Source organism: Halococcus saccharolyticus DSM 5350 (assembly GCF_000336915.1).
Taxonomy (GTDB): domain Archaea; phylum Halobacteriota; class Halobacteria; order Halobacteriales; family Halococcaceae; genus Halococcus; species Halococcus saccharolyticus.
On sequence record NZ_AOMD01000009.1, the window covers coordinates 50302 to 69671 of the forward strand.

Consider the following 19370-nt stretch of genomic DNA (forward strand, 5'->3'; position numbering starts at 1 on the left):
GAACGGGCTGTGCGGTGGGCTCGCCACCGGCTGGTTACGCTGCGTGCACGCGACGGCGGCCAGCGCAGAAGTCTACGGCCGGCCCGTCCCCGGTGGGTCTTTCGGGTCGTGCGGATCGCCCGTCACGACCGCATCGCGCAGTCGGGGCAGCACGTCGGTCACGTCCGCCCGGAAGTCGTACTCGGCACGGTCCGACAGCGGCGTGCGCTCCAGATTGACGAGCACCATCGTCGCACCGCGATCGGCCGCCGTACGGGGGAGCGACGCCGCGGGCTCGACTGTGAGCGACGAGCCGGCGACGAGGAAGACGTCAGCGCGCTCGGCGAGCGATTGGGCTTCGAACAGTGCGTGCTCGGGGAGGGACTCGCCGAACAGCACGACGCCAGGCTTCAGCACGCCCTCACACTCCTCACACCGTGGCGGGAGTTCGCCATCGCGAGCGCGCTCGCGGACGGGCTCGGCCGGAACACGCCGTCCGCAGTCCCGACAGACCGAACGCTGGCCCGAACCGTGGATCGTGACGACACCTTCAGAGCCCGCCGCGACGTGGAGCCCGTCGATGTTCTGGGTCACGACCCGATCGAGGTGGCCCGTGGATTCGAGATCGGCGAGTGCCTCGTGGGCCGCGTTCGGTTCGATGGCGTCGCCGTAGATCTCGTCGTGGAGGGCGAGCCGGTCGCGCCAGAATCCCCCGGGATCGCGGTCGAGCCGCGAGACGTGGAAATCGTCGGGATCGTGTCGGTCCCAGAGGCCGTCGTCGCCCCGGAAGTCGGGGATTCCCGAGGCGGTGCTTGCGCCCGCGCCGGTCATCGCCACCGCGGTGTCGGCTTCGCGGATGACCCGAGCCGCAAACCGGAGATCGTCGGCGTCGACAGTCATGGGAGATGATGGCGGTGAGCGAGGAAAAGTTCGCTGCCTGTCTCCGACACTAACTCGAATAACTATGGTATCCGTATCTGGGAAGTGTGTTCGAAGTGGTTGCTGAGGTTCGACTCTATGTGACTTAGAAGACAGGCGATTGCGACGGTGAAGTTGCCTCAGTTTGCCGTTCCGTGTAGTCCCGGACACAGCCCGCCGAACTCTGTCCACCTCGCTTCACTGCTCCGGCGAGTCATTCTCGGTGGTCGATCATTCCTCGTTCGGCTCAGGCTGGGACGACGCGTCGTCGGTAGCCTCTTCGTCGGGCCCAAACCAGTGGAACGGGCAGAAGTACTCGTTGTGTACCAGTTCTTCTTCGACGATCTCCAAACCGAGCGAGGCGAGGTCCCGCCCGATGCGGCTGAGGTCGTCGCCATCACGCCCGACGGCGACCACGTGGATGTTCTCTTCACCAGTCATCAGCTCCCGGGCCGAGACCACACCGGGGATCTCCAACGTGTCGCGAGCGAGCTGTTCGCGCTTCGGGATCGGGGCGGTACAGAAGATAATGGTGAACAGCTGATAGCCGACGCGTTCGTAGTCGACGTCGATATGACTCCCCTGAATGACGTCGTCGTCCCTGAGACGAATGATGCGGTTGCGGACCGTACTCGGCGAGACACCGTAATCCGCGGCGATCTCGGCGGCCGAGGTCTCCCAAGCGTTCTCCTGGAGCCGATAGATGACGTACCGATCCAACTCGTCTAAATCGCGCTGTGGCATGGATTGAGTACGCGGCCCCTCCCACGAAAGCGTTTGTCGTTCAGCTACAGTAGCCAGCGCTCGAGCACACGACCGAGCCATCCGGGTTTCGTCGCCTCGCGCGGGCGGACGACGAGCGCCGGACAGTCGGCATCGGCGACGAGTCGCTGTCCTTCGGTGCTGACGACGAGGACATCGGCCGCCCGACTTTCGAGCGGCGTGGTCCCGCCATCGGCGACGACACCGGTTCGAACGGGTGCCGAGCAGAGCTGTGCGACCTCCTCGTGGTAGTCGGTGATCGTCCGCTGCTGTTCCTCGGAAGCGAACTCCTCGACAGCGTACTCGAGGGTCACCTCGGCATCGTGGGCCGTCGCGATCGCGTCCGCGATGGCGATCTTCGCCGGGTCGTACGGCCCCTCGTCGGTGATGACGGCAACGGTGTCGACCGTTCCGAGTCCCTCGCCGTCGTCGTCCACCAGCACCGCGTCGCAGTCGGTGTGTTCGAGCACCCAGTCCGCGTCGGAGCCGAACAGTCGGTCGCGGAGGCCGCCTGCTTCCCGTTCCATCACCAGCGTGTCGACGCCGGTCTCGGTCACGTGATGAGCTAGCGCGTGGCGGGTGTCGTGGCTCACGACCTCGCTCACGTGAACGGGAACGTTCACATCGGTGGCGAGCGTGCCCGTCCGCTCCTCGAACTCGATGTCGGCGGGCGATTGCTCGGCGGCAGCTTCCAAAGGCACCTGGTCGGCCACCTCGTCGAATCGGACGACCGACACCTGTCCGTGCTGCGGGGCTGCGAGATCCGCAGCGACGTCCACGAGCGCCGCCTCGTGTGATGGGTCCACGTCTTCGGGGACCGCAACGAGCGCTTCGTAGCTCTCGCCGGTCGGGCTGACGGCTGTACGGGTGCGCTCGACGGCCTGCTTGCCGAGTTCACGCCGGACGGCATCGACGGCGGCCCCCTCGCGCTCGACGCGGTCGCGGGCGTACCAGAAGTACCACGCGACGCTTCCGGCCGTGATGAGGACGGCTCCGAGGAGCGGGATGGTCCCCATCTGCGTGAGCAAGAGCAGTCCACCGACGACGCCGAACCCCTGCATCCAGGGGTACAGCGGTGCCTCGAACGTGGGCTCGTACTCCATCGAGCCGCGGCGAAACGCAACGACGGCGAAGTTGACGAGGACGAACACGAGGATCTGGAACGCGCTCGCCAACTTGGCGATGCTTTCGAGCGGGACGAACGCGATGAGGAGGAGCAGGACGACGCCGGTGAGGGTGATCGATGCGCTCGGTGTGTTGAAGCGGTCGCTGATCTGCCCGAGCGACGGGGGAACGAGGTTGTCCCGACTCATCGCAAACGGGTATCGTGAAGACGAGAGGATACCGGCGTTGGCGGTACTCACCAGCGCGAGCAGCGCCGCAACCACGACGGCAGCGACGCCTGCAGGGCCGAGTGCGGCCTCCGCGGCGACTGCCATCGGTGCATCCGAGGCGGCGATGGCGGACGTGTCGGTGACGCCGAGCATGACGATCACGATCAGCGCGTACAGCGCCGTCGTGAACCCGAGCGAGCCGAGAATGCCAAGCGGGATGTTCCGCTCGGGGTTTTCGACCTCCTCGGCGACGCTCGCCACCTTCGTCACGCCCGCGTACGAGACGAACACGAGTCCGGTAGCCGTGAGAATCCCCCCGATACCGCTCTCGAAGAATCCCGCGTAGTTTGCCGGCTGCACCGATGGCGTCCCACCGACCGCAAACCAGCCGAGTGCGGCGAGCATCACAGCGACGATGACGACCTGTACGCGACCGGTCTGCTTGGCCCCGAGCAGATTCACGAGCACGAGAATGACGGCAAGCGTGAGCGCCAGCGGCGTCGTGATCGTCGGCGGGACATCGAACAGATAGAGGAGATACGGCACCCCGCCGACCAACGCCAGTCCACCCTTGAACGACAGCGAAAACCACGTTCCGATACCGGCAACCGTCCCCAAGAGCGGCCCCATACCGCGCTCGATGAAGATGTACGTCCCACCCGATTCGGGCATCGCCGTCGCCATCTCGGATTTCGAGAGCGCTGCCGGAAGAACGACGATCCCGGCGAGAACGTACGCGAGCACGACCGCCGGGCCTGCGTACCCGACCGCGACCGCTGGCAGGATGAAGATGCCGCTCCCGATCATCGCCCCGATGCTGATGGCGAGCACCGAAATCAGTCCGAGGTCGCGTTCGAGACTCTTCGGCACTACGCGTCGCCTCCCGCCCCGCCTGATCGGAGTCGTTCACGTTCCGGTTCGTCCGTCGGTTCCTCGTATTCCGTGCGCCGATCTGCAGTCGCTCGATTTGACGAGGACTGGGTTTCGACTGCCTCGACGCCACGGCGCTGCCGATCGAGCGCGGTCGAAAGTGCCGTCGAGGCACAGACGGTCTCGATACCGGCCTCGGCGAACGCGTCGAGGTTTGCGGGGTCGTTCACGAGTGCGATCACGCGCCCAGTCCGCTGGAGACGGAGAAACTGTGCGAGCAACAGGTTCTGGCTGTCCTGGCGTGAGGTCACGATGGCGATGTCCGCCTCACCGATGTCCTCACGGTCGAGCGTGGCTGGCTCGCTCGGGTCGGCCACGCGGGCGTCAGCGCCCGCTTCAGCCGCGCGGTCGGCCGCATGGGCGTCGCCAGCGAGAAACGTCACTGCTGGCGAACCGTTGGCGAGCTGCACCGCGAGTGTCTCTCCAACCGCCCCCTCACCGCCAAGTATCACTGCATGGGTCCCATCCATAACGAAACGTTTCCGATGCCTATATTATATCCTGAAACGTGATAAGGTAGTCGATGTATTATCGATTCGTGAATAGACGTTCGTTACTTTCAATGTCTTACTGTCTCCACAGTCCCGGGATCGAGCGCGTAGCTCCGACGTGTATTCGGCGGGCTACACTCTCGATTCTTGGGAGTCACAACTACTGCGCGTTGATGATTGCCCCATTACTGAGTCACGATCACGTTCTCGATCGAGGACGGGAGTCGGGGCAAACAGGGGAAGAGTCAGTCGGCCGGATTCCCGAACTGCGGGATCGCCGCGATCTCTGCCGGGTCGGTGTTCTCGAAGGCCGCACGTGCGATCGTGCGCTTGTGAACCTCGTCCGCGCCGTCGATGATCCGGAACGCCCGCACCGCCTCGTAGAAGTCCGCGAGCGGCAGGTCCCGACCGATCCCCGCCCCACCACAGCACTGAACAGCGAGATCGATGGTCTCCTGGGCCACCCGCGCGGCGAACACCTTGCTCATCGAGACCTCGACTCTGGCCTCCTCGCCGGCCGTGATCCTCTCGGCCGCGTCGCGGACCATCGTCCGGGCGGCGTGGAGTTCGGTTTCGGCCTCCGCGATCGAAAAGCGCTGTGACTGCTTGTCCGCGAGCGACGATCCGAACGCGTCGCGCTCGTCCATGTACGCTTTCGCCACGTCGAGTGCGCGCTCGGCCATCCCCGAAAACCGCATGCAGTGGGTCAGTCGGGCAGGTCCCAGTCGCTGCTGTGCGATGTCGAACCCGGCGTTCTCGGCACCGAGCAAGTTCTCCTCGGGCACCCGTACGCCGTCGAACGTGATCTCGGCGTGGCTCTCGGGTACGAGGCTCTGGCCGAGGTGGGGAATGTCGCGAACGATCTCCACCCCGTCGGTGTCGGTCGGCACGAGGATGATCGAGCAGCCGGCGTAGGGGTGGGCGTCGGGATCGGTGCGCGCCATCACGAGGAGGACATCGGCCGCACCACCCTGTGTGGTCCACCACTTGTGGCCGTCGATGACCCACTCGTCGCCCTCCTTCTCGGCGGTCGTCCGGAGCATCTTCGGGTCCGACCCACCCCCGGGAGCGGGCTCGGTCATCGCGAACCCGGATCGAATCTCGCCCGCGACCAGGGGCCGGAGCCACTCTTCTTTCTGGTCGTCGGTGCCGACGAGTTCGAGCGTATGCATGTTGCCCTCGTCGGGCGCGTCGACCCGCATCGCGGGCGCGCCGAGCAGGCTCCGGCCCGCCTGCTCGAACACCGGCAGCACGTCCCGGAACGCCATCCCCATCCCGCCGTGCGCTTCGGGAATCTGCGGTGCGTAGATATCGTACTCGCGGGCCTGCTCGCGCAGATCGGCGATGGTCTCGTGCGAAACCGACTCGCCGCCGGCGTGGGAGCGCTCCGCGGGCAGGACGACCTCCTCCATGAACGCGCGGGCGCGGTCGGTCGCCTCGCGTGCGGCCGCCGAGTCGTCGTACTTCATGCAGATACATCGGCACACACCATTGTAAAACGATCGGGCCACCCAACGAATCGCTACCCCCGTGAACCCCCAGTTATTCATACGATGTCTACGAACAGACCTACCAATGGTAACAAAACGACCACACCCGCTATGGTGGAACGCATGAGCGGCAGTGACGACACCGAGGGGGCCGAGGGAGCGTACTTCTCCCGAATCGTCGACGAGGAGGCGCTGGCGAGCTACTTCGAAGAGGAGTTAGGTTCTGTCGAAGAATACCGCATCGAACACCATCAGGAAGGGCACTCGAACGAGACGTTGTTCGTGGAGTGGGGAGAGCGCGACCTCGTGGTCCGTCGGCCGCCGCCTGGTGAGACCGCCGATACCGCTCACGACGTTCTTCGAGAGTATCGGGTGATGGACGCCCTTCAGGATACCACGGTGCGAGTCCCGCCGACGGTGCTCGCGTGCGAGGACGAGTCGATTCTCGACTGCGAGTTCTACGTGATGGAGCGCGTCGCGGGGAGCGTGCTGCGCGAGACCGAACCCGAGCGGTTCGCCACGCCGGAGCACCGCCAACGGATCGGCGAAGAGCTGATCGACGGCCTCTGTGAGATCCACGCCGTCGACCCTGGAACGGTGGGACTGGACGAGTTCGGCCATCCCAAGGGGTTCACCGAACGCCAGGTAAAGCGATGGTCAGAGCAGCTGACGTGGGCGTTCGACGTCACGAGCGACGAACGCGAGGTGCCCGAACTCTATGACGTGATGGAGTGGCTGACCGAGAACGTACCCGACGCGCCGGCGCACACACTGGTTCAGGGCGATTACAAGCTCGACAACGTGATGTTCGCGCCCGGCACGCCGCCCGAACTCGTCGCGGTGTTCGACTGGGAGCTGAGTACCCTTGGAAATCCGCTCGTCGATCTCGGGTGGCTCCTCTCGTACTGGTGGGACGCGGGCGATCCGGACCCGCCCGCGGCGACCGACTCGCTCAACGCGACGTTCATGACCCGCGAGGGCTACCCCACCCGAGAGGAACTCGTCGAGCGCTACGAGGCACAGACAGGAATCGAGTACGAGAACGATCGATTCTACCGTGCGCTCGCGGTCTACAAGCTCGCTGGGCTAGGAGAGATGTTCTTCCGGCGGTACCTGGAAGGCAACGCCGATGACCCGTTGTACCCGAAGATGGAGACCGGTGTGCCCGAACTCGCCGACCGCGCGCTCCGGATCATCGAGGGTGAGGAGCCGCTGTGAGCTACTTCGAATCGGTCTCGGTCGGCGACACGTCCCGAACGGCGGGCCGGACGGTAACGGCCGCCGACGTGACGAACTTCGCGGGTGTGAGTGGCGATTTCAATCACCACCACACCGACGCCGAGCGGATGGCCGACACCGAGTACGGTGGCCGGATCGCTCACGGCGCGTTCGTCTTTTCGGCAATGACTGGTCTGCTCTGGCAATCACGAACACAGGACGAACGCGAGGACGTGATCGCGTTCTACGGGGTGGACGGGCTCCGCTTCACCGCCCCGACCTACGTCGGCGACACCATCCGCGTCGAGATCGAGGTCGTCGAGAAAAAAGAGCGCGACCATCCACGAGCCGCTGGTACTGTGCGGTACGACGCTGCGGTGAAAGCTCAGGACGACGAGACCGTGCTCCGGTGTGAGCTCCTCTCGCTAGTGCGCTGAGGGTCGAGATCACGATTTCACCGAAATTGCACAATTCCACCGTCTCATTGATTTATCGGCGGTCAGTAACTCCGTGAGCCGATGGTGGCGATACAATGATGTGTCGAAATGTTGTATCGGGTGTATGGACGGACGGTGGCTTCTCTTGGGATTCGGTCTGTTGTTCGGGGCCCTAACCGTCGCGTTCGTCGTCCAGGGGAAGACGCTACAAGCACTCATCGCGGTCGTTCAGACGTTCTGGACTCTCGGTGGTTTCTGGTGGTATACGACTCACGACGAAGCGGCCAATACGAGACTTCAGCGGCTTCTGTAACAGTTATTGGCAGTTCTCGGGTATACAGACCACTGTCGATTCCATACCACAGTCGAGGCAGACGTTGACGACGTTCTCCTCATCCGAATCGAGAACGACGCGCAGATCGCTCTGACCGCACTCAGGACATTCGACCGGCGATTCAGCCTCACAGTCCGGACAGACGAGAACCTCTTCCTCGTCGACGACGACCGGCCGTCTGTCCTCATGATCGCACTCGGGACACGGGAGCGGAATCCGTACGTCCTCGCTGTCGCGGGGAGCACCTATCGCGAACGCAACCACCACCTCGTCGGACGCGTTTTTACCGGACTGGAACTCGCCAGGCGCGAACCGGATCGCTTCGTTCTCGCCGACGGTAATCTCGCTACTCGAACAATCCGGTTCTACACGGTTTCGCGGTGTGTACGTTTCGAACGTCACCTCGCCCTCAACGATGAGGAACACCTCTTCTTGATCCATATGGGCGTGGAGCGAGCCGCTGAACCGCTCGCCGGGGCCGAGGGCGTACCGATTGATCGCAACGTCGGCGGTGTTCAGCGGGTCGGACAGTTTTCGGCGGTCGATGTCGTTCTCGGACGAGATGGAATCGAGGCCATCGATCGAGACAGTCTCCATATCCACGGCCCCAACCCCAGAGGACAAAAGCGTGCATCCGCTCGGGCAGGAACGACGTGCGGCTCGTCGCTCACTCGTCGTTCAGGCTTTCGAGGAGTTCGGGATCGGTCCCGAACTTGAGGACGTTCGTCACGACGGAGTTGCGGATGTTCGCCACGACCTTGCCGTGGCGCTTGTAGAACTCGTGGATCCATCGAGATTCAGCCTCGCGGGCCGGGAACATCATCACGGTCTTCCACTGGTACTCGCCGTCCGAGAGGAAATAGAAGAGGGTGTTCGGCGAGTCACGGATGTACTCCATCGCCGCTCGCCACTCCTCCGCGAAGTGCTCGGGATCGAACTTGAACTCGAACAATCCGAAGATGAAGTACTCCTCGTTCGGGATGATTGCCTCGCGGAAGACCCCCTCCTCGCGCATCCGGCGGATCGACTCGCTGATCGTGACGTGCGAGACGTCGATGTCGTACTCTGCGGCGAGGATGTCGGTGAGTTCGCGCGAGGATACCTGGGGGTCGCGTGCGAGCTCGCGCAGGATCACCACGTCGCGGTGCGAAAACTCCCATTCGGGCGCGTCGTCGGTCATCTGGTCGCTCCTACGGGAATCATCCCGCACTCAAGGTAAGAAACTCACGGAGTTCCGCGACGTACGCCTCCGTCCGATCCGCCATCACCCAGTGGTAGGCCTCGTCGAGTTCCACCACCTCTCCATCGAGGTCGTCGGCGAGGCGTTCGCCGTATTCGATCTGCTGGAAATCGTCGCCCGCACCCCAGAGTCCGAGGAAATCGGCGGTGATCGCGCCGTAGTCGATCTCGGTCGTGTGGTTCGTGTTGGTCGCTACTGCACACCGGGAAAGCGAGGTGCGACCTTCCTCCGAGAGCCACGGCGCGGTCAGTCCCTCGACGAATTCGGGATCGGGGTCGCCGTACGCACCGAGCGTGAACGCCGAGGAAACCTCGTCCTCGATATCGTCGATCGGCCTCTCGGTAGTCTCGGGCAACCCGAAGTCAGTGATGAACTCGACCGGCCACGAGTCGTAACACACCGCGTTCGAGCAGACCAGCTTTGCGACCGTATCCGGATGGTTGGCAGCATACCGCAGCGCGACCCCGCCACCGATGTCGTGGGACACGATCGAAACCGTCTCGATGCCCAACTCCTCCAGCAACGCCGCAAGCATCGCCTCCTGGGCTCGGATCGACCGATCGAACCCATCGGCCATTGTGGAGTTGCCATACCCGAGAAGATCGGGGACGATGACGCGCCGATCCTCCGCAATCGTTGGGGCGATGTCGCGCCAGAGAAACGACCACGTCGGGATGCCGTGGAGAAAGACGACCGGCGGCTCGTCGGCCCCGTTCGTGCTGCCGCTGCGTTCGCTATCATCGCTCCCGCTGTCGCCGGGACCGTCGTCGCGGTACGCCACCGAGAGATCGTGGCCGTCGACCGTCACGGTGGTCGTCGCCTGGCCCCCGGCCCACTCGTCGTGGTTCATAGGATGTTGTCGGCGATGATGTTCTTCTGGATCTCGCTCGTGCCCTCGTAGATCTTGGTGATCCGGGCGTCGCGGTAGTACCGCTCTGCGGGGTGGTCGGTGACGTAACCCGCCCCACCGAACACCTGGATCGCCTCGTCGGCCACGTCGACCGCGTGCTCGCTCGCGAACAGCTTCGCCATGCTCGCAAAGCGCACCGCATCGTCGTCGCCCGCCTCGACGTGCGAGGCTGCGCGGTAGGTCAGCGATCGTGCGGCGTCGACGTTCGTCGCCATCTCGGCGAGCTTGTGCCGGATCGCCTGGAACTCGGCAATGGGTTGATCGAACTGCTCGCGCTCGCCGGCGTACTCCCGGGCGGCGTCAAGCGCACCCTGGGCGGCTCCCACCGCCTGAGCGGCGACGCTGGTCCGACCCGATGCGAAGAAGTCCATGAGCTGGTAGAACCCCTTGTTCACCTCGCCGATAACGTTCTCTTCGGGCACGCGCACGTCGTCGAGCAGCACCTCGGCGAGATCGGAAGCCCTGATCCCGAGCTTGTTGTCGATCTTCTCGGTCGAGAATCCCTCGGTGTCGGTGGGAACGAGGAAGGCCGTGATCCCCTGGTGGCCCGCGCCGGGATCGGTCTTCGCCATCACGACCGCGACGTCGGCGACCGTCCCGTTCGTGATCCACATCTTGTTGCCATTGAGAACGTACTCGTCGCCGTCCTTCTCGGCGCGGGTTTCGATGCCAGCGACGTTCGAGCCGTGGGCGGGTTCGGAGATCGCGCTCGCCGAGGCCGACTCGCCGGCCGCGATCGGCGGGAGCCACTCCTCTTTCATCCACTCGTCGCCGTACTTGACGATCATGTTGCTCCCGAACCCCGCCGATCCGACCGCGCTCCCGATCCCCGGATCGGCGCGCCAGAGCTCCTCGGTCACGAGCGCCGACGACAGCGTGTCCATCCCCGCGCCGCCGTACTCCGTCGGAATGTTCGGGGCAACGAAGTCGTACTCGGCGGCCTCCCGGCGGAGTTCCTCGGGATACTCCCCCGATTCGTCGTGTTCGCGCGCGACGGGCACGATCTCCTCCTCAGCGAACTCCCGGACCGCACTTCGGATGGCTTCCTGCTCGCCCGATAGCTGAAACGACATACCCAACCATCGCCTTCCAGCGAAAAGTATCTTCGCCTCTATGTTGAACATCGGTAACTACAACACCGATTTCGGGGGAACGACTATGACGATGCCGCTCGTCGGCCGCAGTATGCGCGCAGCAGTCCTCCGTGAGTACGGCGAACCGCTCGACGTGACCGAGGTCGACGCGCCCGATCCTGCGGCCGACGGCGCGGTGATCGAACTTGAGGCGTGTGGCATCTGCCGGAGCGACTGGCACGGCTGGCAGGGCGAGTGGGACTGGCTCGGCCTCAAACCGCCGGAAGGACAGATCCTCGGCCACGAGCCCGCGGGCAGGGTGATCGAGGTCGGGAGCGAGGTCGAGAACGTGAGTGAAGGCGATCAGGTAACCGTCCCGTTCAACCTCGGCGACGGCACCTGCCATCAGTGCCGAACCGGCCACTCGAACACCTGCGAGAACATCGTTCCTCTAGGGCTGAACGAAGCGGCTCCGGGCGCGTTCGCCGAGGAGATGCACGTCCCGGTCGCGGATCACAACGCTGTCCAGCTCCCCGACGGTGTCTCCGCGGTCGACATGGCGGGACTTGGCTGTCGGTTCATGACCTCCTTTCACGCGCTCGCCCACCAGGCGGACGTCGACGCCGGCGATTGGGTCGTGATCCACGGCTGCGGCGGTGTCGGCCTCTCGGCGGTTCACATCGCTGACGCGCTCGGTGGGAACGTCGTCGCGGTCGATCTCCAATCGGAGAAACTCGATCTGGCAGAGGACCTCGGCGCGAGCGAGACGGTGAACGCGAGCGAGGTCGACAACGTACCCCGACAGGTGAAAGCCATCACCGACGGCGGTGCGGCGGTCTCGGTCGACGCACTCGGGATCGCGACCACCTGCCGCAACTCAATCATGAGCCTCGGCACGCGCGGCCAGCACGTTCAAGTCGGACTCAGCACCGACGACGAGCAGGGGTCCGTCGAACTCCCGACCGACATGATGGTAATGCAGGAGATCGAGTTCGTCGGCTCGCTCGGCATGCCGCCGACCCGATACGACGAAATCTTCCGAATGGTCGCCGACGGCAAACTCGACCCCAGTGCCGTGGTCTCCGAGACGGTCGACCTCGACGACGTGTCGGCGAAGCTCGCCGCGATGAGCGATTTCGAGACGATGGGGATCCCGGTGATCGACGAGTTCTAAAACCCACTTTTTTACTTCGTCGGGTGCGCTCACTCCGTTCGCGCACCACTCCTCGCAAAAACCTGGACTAAAAACATCCGCTCACTCGCGCTACGCGCTCGTTCGCGGCGGGATCGCTGGCGCTCTCGGCCACCGCCCTGTGACCGCAGACCGCACAGCACCGCCCGAGCCCTCGCTCCCCATGCTCGCTCGCCCTCGATCCACCAGGTCCGCATCCGCCACCGCAACCGCCAAGCGTCGGCAGACAGCAAAAATGTCACGCAGCGACGAACCACAACGTTGTTAGTTCGATCGGCGAAGGAACTGACGTGCAGACCGAGCACGTGACCGCGGTCGGCGACGCCCGCGACCTGGCGCTCGCCAATGATTCGATCGACCTCGTGGTCACGTCGCCGCCGTACCCGATGATCGAACTCTGGGACGACCTCTTTACGGACCTCGACCCCGCGATCGGTGACCATCTCGATCGGGGTGCGGGCGACGCGGCCTTCGAGGCGATGCACACAGCGCTCGCCCCCGCGTGGGACGAACTCGCGCGCGTGCTCAAGCCAGGCGGAATCGCCTGCATCAACGTCGGCGATGCCACCCGTTCGATCGACAGCGAGTTTCAACAGTACCCGAACCACGCGGCCGTCATCGAGGCGATGCGCGAGCGCGGGTTCCGGTCACTGCCCGACATTCTCTGGCGAAAACCCGCCAATCGCCTCACCAAGTTCATGGGCTCGGGAATGGTGCCGACGAACGCCTACACGACCCTCGAACACGAGTACATTCTCGTCTTTCGCAACGGCTCGACCCGCGAGTTCCCGCCGGGCGAGCGCCGCCGCTACGAGAGCGCGTACTTCTGGGAGGAGCGCAACGAGTGGTTCTCCGATCTCTGGACGCTCACCGGCACCGACCAGACGCTTGACGGCGAGGGCCGCGACCGCTCGGGCGCGTTCCCCCTCCAACTCCCACTTCGGCTCGTCAACATGTACTCGGTCTACGGTGATCGCGTGCTCGACCCGTTCTCGGGCACCGGCACTACCACGCTCGCGGCGATGCTCGCCGGTCGGAACTCGGTCGGCTTCGACCGCGACCACGCGCTCCTCGCTGGGTTCGCCGACCGGGTTTCGGGTCTCGAAACACGCTCGCAGTCGTACGTCGAACGACGTCTCGACCGCCACCGCGAGTTCGTCGCCGAGCGCGAAGCGGCAGGCGAACAGCTCGGTTACGACGCCAAGCACTACGATTTTTCCGTCGTCACGAATCAGGAACGACGAATCCGACTCTACGCCGTCGAGAACGTCCGACTGACCGTCAGCGGATACGCCGTCGAGCACACGCCGTTCGAGTCATAGCGGGACTTTTGTTCGCCCGGCCGGACTCGGGGACATGAACTTCGAGTCGCTCGTTCTCGCGGCTGTCACGGCCGACCTCACAGAGGAGTCGGCTGCGCGCGAACACGCCGACGCTGTCGAGTTCCGGATGGATCTCGCGATCGATCCACTCACGACGCTCGACGACTACGACGGCGAGCTCCCGATACTAGCGACCAACCGGACGGAAGCCGAGGGCGGTGAGGCTGCCGAGAAGTCGGAACGGCTCGACGTGCTCCGCCGAGCTGCCGAACATCCAGCCGTCGAAGCCATCGACATCGAACTCGCAGCGATTGCGGAGAGCGACGGCAGGGATGTCGTCGAACACGCCCACGAGCACGATGCGAGCGTCGTGGTCTCGGCGCACGACTTCTCGGGGACACCATCCCGGTCGGAACTCCGGGAGACTCTCTCGCGGGCCTGCGAACACGGCGACGTCGGGAAGCTCGCGACCACCGCCACGTCGATCGACGACGTGCTCGTACTCCTCTCGGTCACGCGCGATCTCGACGCCAACGGGCATCGGGTGGCGACGATGGCGATGGGAGCGACGGGGCGACACTCCCGCGCGATCGCACCGCTGTACGGCTCGCGGATCGCCTACGCGCCCGTCGACCCCAACGAAGCGACCGCACCCGGCCAGTACGACCTCGCGACGCTCGCCGATCTGCTCGACGCGCTACGGTGACTCGGTGGGCTCTTCGACCGTAAGCCAGTCGCCGAGGCGGGCGGCCACGCCGACACCGAGCAGGCTGATGCAGACACCCAACACCACGAACGCCACCAGTCGGATGTCGCCAGCGATCTCGAACCCCCGGACGGAGACGACCCCGAGTGCCATCGGTGGAACAGTCAAGGGGTCGATCACGCCGGCGCGTTCGAGGAAGTACGCCGCGAACCCGCGAACCACGAACGCGATCGCAATCACCACGAACGGAAGGTTGAGCGCGGCGTTTCCTATCTGGGTGTTTCGGAGCCATTCGTCGAGCGCGTGACCGACGCTCGCGGTCAGCGCGGCTATCGCCAGCCACGGCACGCTGTCGAACAGAAAGGCCATCGCGGTCGTCAACACGCTCGCCCCGGCCGCGAGCGGCGTGGCGCTGATGACGCCCGCGACGATCCCGATCAGGGCGAGTCCCGCCGCGACCACGGTCGTCACCACCGAGACCCGGCCGGTGTAGAGTCCGTCGCGCACCCCGCCCGCGAGCACTGCGAGCGCGTCGTCGACGCCGAGACCCTTGTAGAGGAGGAACAGACCGGTGACGCTGGCGACCGCCGCGAGTGCAGCCGTCACGTTCTGGACTGCCACCAGAACGGGGACCGCGAGCAGGAAGAGACCGATCGGAACCAACACTGTGGCCCGGAGCTGTTCGTCGGCGAGGAACTGCTTCAGGAGGTAGTAGGTGGATTCGAGGTCGCGCGCCTGGCGCACGACGACCCGCGAGACCGCATCCACTCGAACGCGACTCTCGATCACGTGGACGAGCCGCTCGTCGGCCGCGTTGTCGGTCACGACCACCGCCGATTCCACGGGACGAGCGGCGAGCAGGTCGTCGATCTGCTTGGCGATCGCCCGGTCGCTGTCGACCGACTCGTCGGGGGCCGACACCACCGCGAGAACCGGCTCCTCGCCCTCGTTGCGGCGCTCGCGCGCCAGCCGGAGGCCTTCGAGCAGGCAGTTCACCCGACTGTCTTCGGGATCGTCGAGACCGACCTCGGTGACGAGCGAGCGCACCGCTCGCTCGCCGACCACCGGCGTCTCGCCCGCAGCGTCGGCGATGACCGCGCCGCGATCGATGCAGACGACCAGGCTGCTCACACTCGACGTGAAGGAGTGGCCGAACAAAAACGTGTGTCATGCCCCCGGTTCGGCGGGAACGACGCGTCGGTTTATAGCCGGAGCCGGAACTCCTCGTCAGCACCGACCGCACCCGCGACGCCCGCGCCGAAGGCGTACGCCACGCCCTGGGATTCGGCCCGCAGCCGTTCGAGGAAGTTCTGCTGTGGCTCGAACTCCTCGACGGTGACCTCGCGGGTGTCGAGTCGATCGGCGAGGTGGTCCTCGATGTCCTCGCGGGTACCGAGTTCGTCGACGAGACCGTTCTCGTTGGCGTCGGTGCCCAAATAAACCCGCGCCTCGGTCTCGCGGATCGTCTCCTCGTCGAGGCCGCGCCCCTCGGCAACCCGCTCGACGAACGTCTCGTAGTAGTCGTCGACGATCCCCTGGAGGTACTCCTGGTCCTCTTCTTCCGGCTCTTTCAGCGGGAACCCCGCGTCCTTGTACTCGCCCGCGTTGAGTGGCTGGTATTCGAGCCCGAGCTTGTCCGCAAGCCCTTTGGCGTTCACGTTCGAGCCACGGACGCCGATCGAGCCGACGATGCTAGCCTCGCGGGCCCAGAGCTCGTCACACCCGCTCGCGATCCAGTAGCCGCCGCTCGCGCAGGTGTCGGTCGCGTACGCGATCGTCGGCCCCGAGAACCGCTCGGCCGCGATCCGGATGTCCTCACTCGGGAGTACTTCGCCGCCGGGCGTGTTGAGCTTCACGATCAGCGCCCGGACGTTCGGATCATCGTCGGCGCGTTCGATCTCCCCGACCACCTTGTCGGCGGGGATCGAGCGCTGCCGGCTGCTGGGGAGACGGCTCCCCTCGCGCGTGATCGGCCCCTCGACCGCGACCTCGGCGACGTCGTAGCCGTCGCTGACCTGCGAACGGAACCGCTTGATCGTCCCCCATACGCCGGCACCCGCGGTCGCGCCCGCAACGATACCGCCGAGCGTCCGCCGTCGGGATCGGTGATCCGTCATACCGCCGTTGGGAGGGCGGGAGGGATTAAGGGTTCGCTCGTTGCGTGGCGGTTGCTGCGGGGTCGCGATCGCAAAACGTCCCGTCGAACTGGTTTAGAGCTTGCCCGCTTTCTGCAGTTTCATCAGGTCCTCGGTGTCGAGGGTCTCGCCCTGCTTGAACTGCTCGTAGATCTCCTCGGCCTCGGCTTCTGCCTCCTCGCGCTTCTTGTCGCGCTCGGACTTGCGCTCCTCTTCTTCCTCTTTGTCCATCTCGCGCAGGCGCTTCTGGACCTCGACGAAGTCCTCGTGGTGGCGGTCGGCGGCCTCCTGGGCCTCGACGAACTTCTCGTGCCACTCGTCGGCCTCGTCGCGGACGTCGTCGGCCTCGCGATAGGCCTCGATCATCTGGTTGTGATGCTCTTGGGCCTCGTCGGCGAGCTCCGTGACCTTCTCGTGGTGTTCGGAGGCCTCCGCACGGACCTCCTCGGCCTCGGCTTTGATCTCTTCGAGCCCGTCGGTCTCGTCGAGAGCCTCCTGTCGCTGTCGGTACTCCTCGCGTTTGTTCTCGATCTTCTCGATCAGCTCGCGCTCGTCCTCGCTAGAGAGCACTTCGGTCTGCTGTTTGAACTCGAGGTCCTGGATCTCGGATTCGAGCTCGTCGAGATCCTTGCCCTCGTCGAGTTCGAGGTCGGACTTCATGTCGTCGACCTCGTCGAACAGCTCGTTGGCCTCGGCGTTGAGCTCGTTGCGTTTCGACTTGTGCTCCTGTACCTGATCGTTGAGCTCGTCGCGCTGCTCGCGGTGCTCCTGGGCGGCGTCGACCTTCTCGCGGGTCTTGGCGTTGAGCTCGTCGCGTTTGGAGGCGCGCTCGGAGGCCATCTGATTGAGGTCGTTGCGCCGGTCGCGGAGCTTGCCGGCGAGTTTGATCAGTTTGCCTTTCGAGTCGCTGTCGAGGTCGTCCTCGGTGAGTTCGACGTTCGCTGATTGTTCGATTGTGCTTGGCATGGTTCGTTACGATTCCAGTCGCGCTGGTGTCCGTGGTCGCCGCTCCCGGTCGGTCGCTGTCGGCTGGTGAGGAGAAGCCCGTATCATTTCGGTGTGCGTGCGATCCCACAGAGACGCCAGCGGCGTTCTGGTATCCCCACGTACTGCCAGAACGGATTTAAACGTTGCGGTCACGACAGTCTGTAAACAAGTGTCATGGACAGGTATCGCTGGTCCGTACTTCTCGATACCCCCTACCGATCGACGATCGTCGTTACTTCGCGACCCTCAATCGACAGGGATAGCTCGACACGGTGTGCCTCGATCGGAACGTCGATCTCGCCGACCGTATCCCGTGAGAGCGGTCCGACTTCGACCGACAGCGTTCCCTCGGCGTCGCCGGCCGTCCACACGAGGTCACCCGTCGCCGGTTCGGGAGTGTCGTTCACCACGACAACGCGAGTCTCACCCGTTGTGGAATCGTCGAGAAACGCTTTCACCGGCGCGAAGGCGGTCTCGATCCGATCGATGTCGTCGTCGGCCACCGGCGGGAGCGCCGTGACGATCGGGCGGCCCGATTCCCGGAGTCGTTCGAGTGCGTGTCCGGCACGCTCGGCGCGTTCGTCCTCATCGGCATCCGTCCCAGGTATGACGTAGCGGGTGAGTGTGCCGGCGTTCAGCGGGTCGTCGGCACCGGCGTAGCCGTCGAGTACCCACGCAGTCGGGCTCGACACCTCCTCGGGGCCAGCATCGAAGCCGGGGAAGACGAAGGCAGGCACATCGTTCGGCAGCGCCTCCGCAGCCGCTGTCGCGGTCGCTGCGGGGTCGCCACCGCCGGTTGCACGCAGCACGTAGCGATCACCCTCGTCGTCGGTCGATTCGAAGCGTGCGGCGTCGTCGCGGACGCCGAACGCCACGAGGCTCGGATGGTGGCCGTACGCGCCGCCGAGAGTGCGGGCGACTCGTCGCGGCCGCTCAACGTCGAATCCGCCGGGATCGATCGGGACGTCCTGGCAGACGAGTATCCCCGCCTCGTCGGCGGCGTCGTAGAAGGCGGGCGGTGGGACGCGCCCTACTGGACGGACGAAGGTCGCGTTCGTCGCGAGCGCGCGCTCGACCGTTTCGGGTGTGGACGATCGCACACACAATCCCCGGATCGGAACCTGGGTGCCGTTGACGACGACTCCTTCCGAGCGGCTCTCGACCGTCCGAAAGCCAGTCGTGGCGGTGCGTTCGCACTCGCCGAGTACGGCGTGGACGGTGTAGCGGCTCTGCGCGCCGAACCCGCGTGGCCACCACCGATCGGGGTCGCGTACAGTGAGCTGGCCGCGGACGGTCACGCGCTCGCCCGCGTCGGCAGTAACGCTCACTTGGCTCAGCGCGCTCATCCCATCCGTGCCCGCTGGCCGGAGCGAGAGTTCGATTCGGTCGCGGAGGTCGGTGCCCGCGTCGATGGTGACGATCGCGTTGACGCCCGATCCGTCGTCGGTCTCGTAGTGACGGATCGTGAGGTCGGTGATGACATTCTCGGGAGTGGATTCGACGCTCGTCCGTCTGACTCCGGGGACCGTGGCCCGGCTCGTGAGCGATCCCTCGGGGTCGGCGGCCTGGTTTTCGGGAGCGCGACACTCGACGAGGAGTTCGTTCTCGGGAGCGGGCTCGAACACCGATCGGAACGGCGTGAAGGGGGTGTCATGCGTGCCATAAAACTCGCCGTTCAGCCAGATCCGTCCGCGAGGGGAGAGTCCGTGGAGTTCGAGAAGCGCACGACCCGCCCTCTCGCGCGGATCCGCGAACGACGTCCGGTAGGCGACAGCGTGCTCGCCAGCGAATCGCGACGGACGCAACGACTCGACCGAATCCCACTCGTCGGTGGTCGGTGGCCCTTCTCCCGGATCGACGGCCGCAGCCTCCCACTCCCCGAGTTCCATGCTTCGAGACCGGCACGCTGCGT

The 19370-nt window shown here is 65.1% G+C and carries 18 protein-coding genes; 5 read left to right on the forward strand and 13 right to left on the reverse strand.

Annotated features, from left to right (window positions below; all coding sequences use genetic code 11):
- Positions 1–72: 72 nt before the first annotated feature.
- The 5 genes from C449_RS02240 to C449_RS02260 form a co-directional block, all read right to left on the reverse strand.
- Positions 73–879: an SIR2 family NAD-dependent protein deacylase gene (locus C449_RS02240; RefSeq protein ID WP_006076256.1), complete on the reverse strand. Its 807-nt coding sequence runs from the start codon at positions 877–879 to the stop codon at positions 73–75.
- 249 nt (positions 880–1128) lie between these two features.
- Entirely contained in the window at positions 1129–1641 is a 513-nt protein-coding gene (locus C449_RS02245) for an Lrp/AsnC family transcriptional regulator (protein WP_006076257.1), read from the reverse strand.
- A 44-nt stretch (positions 1642–1685) separates the two neighbouring features.
- Positions 1686–3863, reverse strand: coding sequence for a universal stress protein (locus C449_RS02250; RefSeq protein WP_006076258.1), 2178 nt, complete (start codon positions 3861–3863; stop codon positions 1686–1688).
- Entirely contained in the window at positions 3863–4393 is a 531-nt protein-coding gene (locus tag C449_RS02255) for an NAD-binding protein (protein ID WP_006076260.1), read from the reverse strand. Before C449_RS02255 ends, C449_RS02250 begins: the two co-directional genes overlap by 1 nt.
- A gap of 266 nt (positions 4394–4659) precedes the next feature.
- Positions 4660–5883 carry an acyl-CoA dehydrogenase family protein gene (locus tag C449_RS02260; RefSeq protein ID WP_006076261.1) on the reverse strand — a complete coding sequence of 408 codons (1224 nt, stop codon included), beginning with the start codon at positions 5881–5883 and terminating at the stop codon, positions 4660–4662.
- Positions 5884–6027: 144 nt separating this feature from the next.
- Here C449_RS02260 and C449_RS02265 point away from each other — a divergent pair, with 144 nt between their 5' ends.
- Together C449_RS02265 and C449_RS02270 are read left to right on the forward strand one after the other, a co-directional pair.
- Entirely contained in the window at positions 6028–7122 is a 1095-nt protein-coding gene (locus tag C449_RS02265; protein WP_049913833.1) for a phosphotransferase family protein, read from the forward strand.
- On the forward strand, positions 7119–7559 hold the full coding sequence (locus C449_RS02270) for a MaoC/PaaZ C-terminal domain-containing protein (protein WP_006076263.1): 441 nt from the start codon (positions 7119–7121) through the stop codon (positions 7557–7559). Before C449_RS02265 ends, C449_RS02270 begins: the two co-directional genes overlap by 4 nt.
- Positions 7560–7875: 316 nt before the next feature.
- On the opposite strand, the gene C449_RS02280 is transcribed toward C449_RS02270, so the two are convergent.
- The 4 genes from C449_RS02280 to C449_RS02295 all read right to left on the reverse strand — a co-directional run bounded on the left by C449_RS02280 (position 7876) and on the right by C449_RS02295 (position 11116).
- Complete coding sequence (locus C449_RS02280) at positions 7876–8490, reverse strand: cupin domain-containing protein (RefSeq protein ID WP_006076267.1); 615 nt, start codon at positions 8488–8490, stop codon at positions 7876–7878.
- A 70-nt stretch (positions 8491–8560) separates the two neighbouring features.
- The gene (locus C449_RS02285) at positions 8561–9073 is read right to left on the reverse strand and encodes a hypothetical protein (protein ID WP_006076268.1); all 513 of its coding nucleotides are present in this window, start codon (positions 9071–9073) and stop codon (positions 8561–8563) included.
- 19 nt (positions 9074–9092) lie between these two features.
- On the reverse strand, positions 9093–9983 hold the full coding sequence (locus C449_RS02290; RefSeq protein WP_006076269.1) for an alpha/beta fold hydrolase: 891 nt from the start codon (positions 9981–9983) through the stop codon (positions 9093–9095).
- On the reverse strand, positions 9980–11116 hold the full coding sequence (locus C449_RS02295) for an acyl-CoA dehydrogenase family protein (protein WP_006076270.1): 1137 nt from the start codon (positions 11114–11116) through the stop codon (positions 9980–9982). The genes C449_RS02290 and C449_RS02295 overlap by 4 nt, the downstream gene beginning before the upstream one ends.
- Positions 11117–11228: 112 nt before the next feature.
- Between C449_RS02295 and C449_RS02300 the strand changes: the two genes are divergently transcribed.
- From C449_RS02300 to C449_RS02310, 3 genes are all read left to right on the forward strand, one after another.
- The gene (locus C449_RS02300) at positions 11229–12290 is read left to right on the forward strand and encodes a zinc-dependent alcohol dehydrogenase family protein (RefSeq protein ID WP_049913834.1); all 1062 of its coding nucleotides are present in this window, start codon (positions 11229–11231) and stop codon (positions 12288–12290) included.
- A 308-nt stretch (positions 12291–12598) separates the two neighbouring features.
- Entirely contained in the window at positions 12599–13630 is a 1032-nt protein-coding gene (locus tag C449_RS02305) for a DNA-methyltransferase (RefSeq protein ID WP_006076273.1), read from the forward strand.
- A gap of 34 nt (positions 13631–13664) precedes the next feature.
- Positions 13665–14336, forward strand: coding sequence for a type I 3-dehydroquinate dehydratase (locus C449_RS02310; RefSeq protein WP_006076275.1), 672 nt, complete (start codon positions 13665–13667; stop codon positions 14334–14336).
- On the opposite strand, the gene C449_RS02315 is transcribed toward C449_RS02310, so the two are convergent.
- The 4 genes from C449_RS02315 to C449_RS02330 all read right to left on the reverse strand — a co-directional run bounded on the left by C449_RS02315 (position 14328) and on the right by C449_RS02330 (position 19347).
- Positions 14328–15467: a DUF373 family protein gene (locus tag C449_RS02315; protein ID WP_049913830.1), complete on the reverse strand. Its 1140-nt coding sequence runs from the start codon at positions 15465–15467 to the stop codon at positions 14328–14330. The genes C449_RS02310 and C449_RS02315 overlap by 9 nt on opposite strands.
- Before the next feature lie 71 nt (positions 15468–15538).
- A complete protein-coding gene (gene sppA / locus C449_RS02320; protein WP_006076277.1) occupies positions 15539–16453 on the reverse strand; it encodes a signal peptide peptidase SppA in 915 nt (304 codons plus the stop codon).
- 93 nt (positions 16454–16546) lie between these two features.
- A complete protein-coding gene (locus C449_RS02325; protein WP_006076278.1) occupies positions 16547–17437 on the reverse strand; it encodes a coiled-coil protein in 891 nt (296 codons plus the stop codon).
- Positions 17438–17670: 233 nt separating this feature from the next.
- The gene (locus tag C449_RS02330) at positions 17671–19347 is read right to left on the reverse strand and encodes a hypothetical protein (RefSeq protein ID WP_006076279.1); all 1677 of its coding nucleotides are present in this window, start codon (positions 19345–19347) and stop codon (positions 17671–17673) included.
- Between the last annotated feature and the right edge of the window lie 23 nt (positions 19348–19370).

Excerpts from the sequence above, each read along its gene's own strand:
- C449_RS02310 (WP_006076275.1), top strand. The coding sequence starts at position 13,665 with ATGAACTTCGAGTCGCTCGTTCTCGCGGCTGTCACGGCCGACCTCACA.
- C449_RS02265 (WP_049913833.1), top strand. The coding sequence starts at position 6,028 with ATGAGCGGCAGTGACGACACCGAGGGGGCCGAGGGAGCGTACTTCTCC.
- C449_RS02330 (WP_006076279.1), bottom strand. The coding sequence starts at position 19,347 with ATGGAACTCGGGGAGTGGGAGGCTGCGGCCGTCGATCCGGGAGAAGGG.
- C449_RS02260 (WP_006076261.1), bottom strand. The coding sequence starts at position 5,883 with ATGAAGTACGACGACTCGGCGGCCGCACGCGAGGCGACCGACCGCGCC.
- C449_RS02325 (WP_006076278.1), bottom strand. The coding sequence starts at position 17,437 with ATGCCAAGCACAATCGAACAATCAGCGAACGTCGAACTCACCGAGGAC.
- C449_RS02285 (WP_006076268.1), bottom strand. The coding sequence starts at position 9,073 with ATGACCGACGACGCGCCCGAATGGGAGTTTTCGCACCGCGACGTGGTG.
- C449_RS02300 (WP_049913834.1), top strand. The coding sequence starts at position 11,229 with ATGCGCGCAGCAGTCCTCCGTGAGTACGGCGAACCGCTCGACGTGACC.
- C449_RS02290 (WP_006076269.1), bottom strand. The coding sequence starts at position 9,983 with ATGAACCACGACGAGTGGGCCGGGGGCCAGGCGACGACCACCGTGACG.
- C449_RS02280 (WP_006076267.1), bottom strand. The coding sequence starts at position 8,490 with ATGGAGACTGTCTCGATCGATGGCCTCGATTCCATCTCGTCCGAGAAC.
- C449_RS02245 (WP_006076257.1), bottom strand. The coding sequence starts at position 1,641 with ATGCCACAGCGCGATTTAGACGAGTTGGATCGGTACGTCATCTATCGG.
- C449_RS02255 (WP_006076260.1), bottom strand. The coding sequence starts at position 4,393 with ATGGATGGGACCCATGCAGTGATACTTGGCGGTGAGGGGGCGGTTGGA.
- sppA (WP_006076277.1), bottom strand. The coding sequence starts at position 16,453 with ATGACGGATCACCGATCCCGACGGCGGACGCTCGGCGGTATCGTTGCG.
- C449_RS02240 (WP_006076256.1), bottom strand. The coding sequence starts at position 879 with ATGACTGTCGACGCCGACGATCTCCGGTTTGCGGCTCGGGTCATCCGC.
- C449_RS02295 (WP_006076270.1), bottom strand. The coding sequence starts at position 11,116 with ATGTCGTTTCAGCTATCGGGCGAGCAGGAAGCCATCCGAAGTGCGGTC.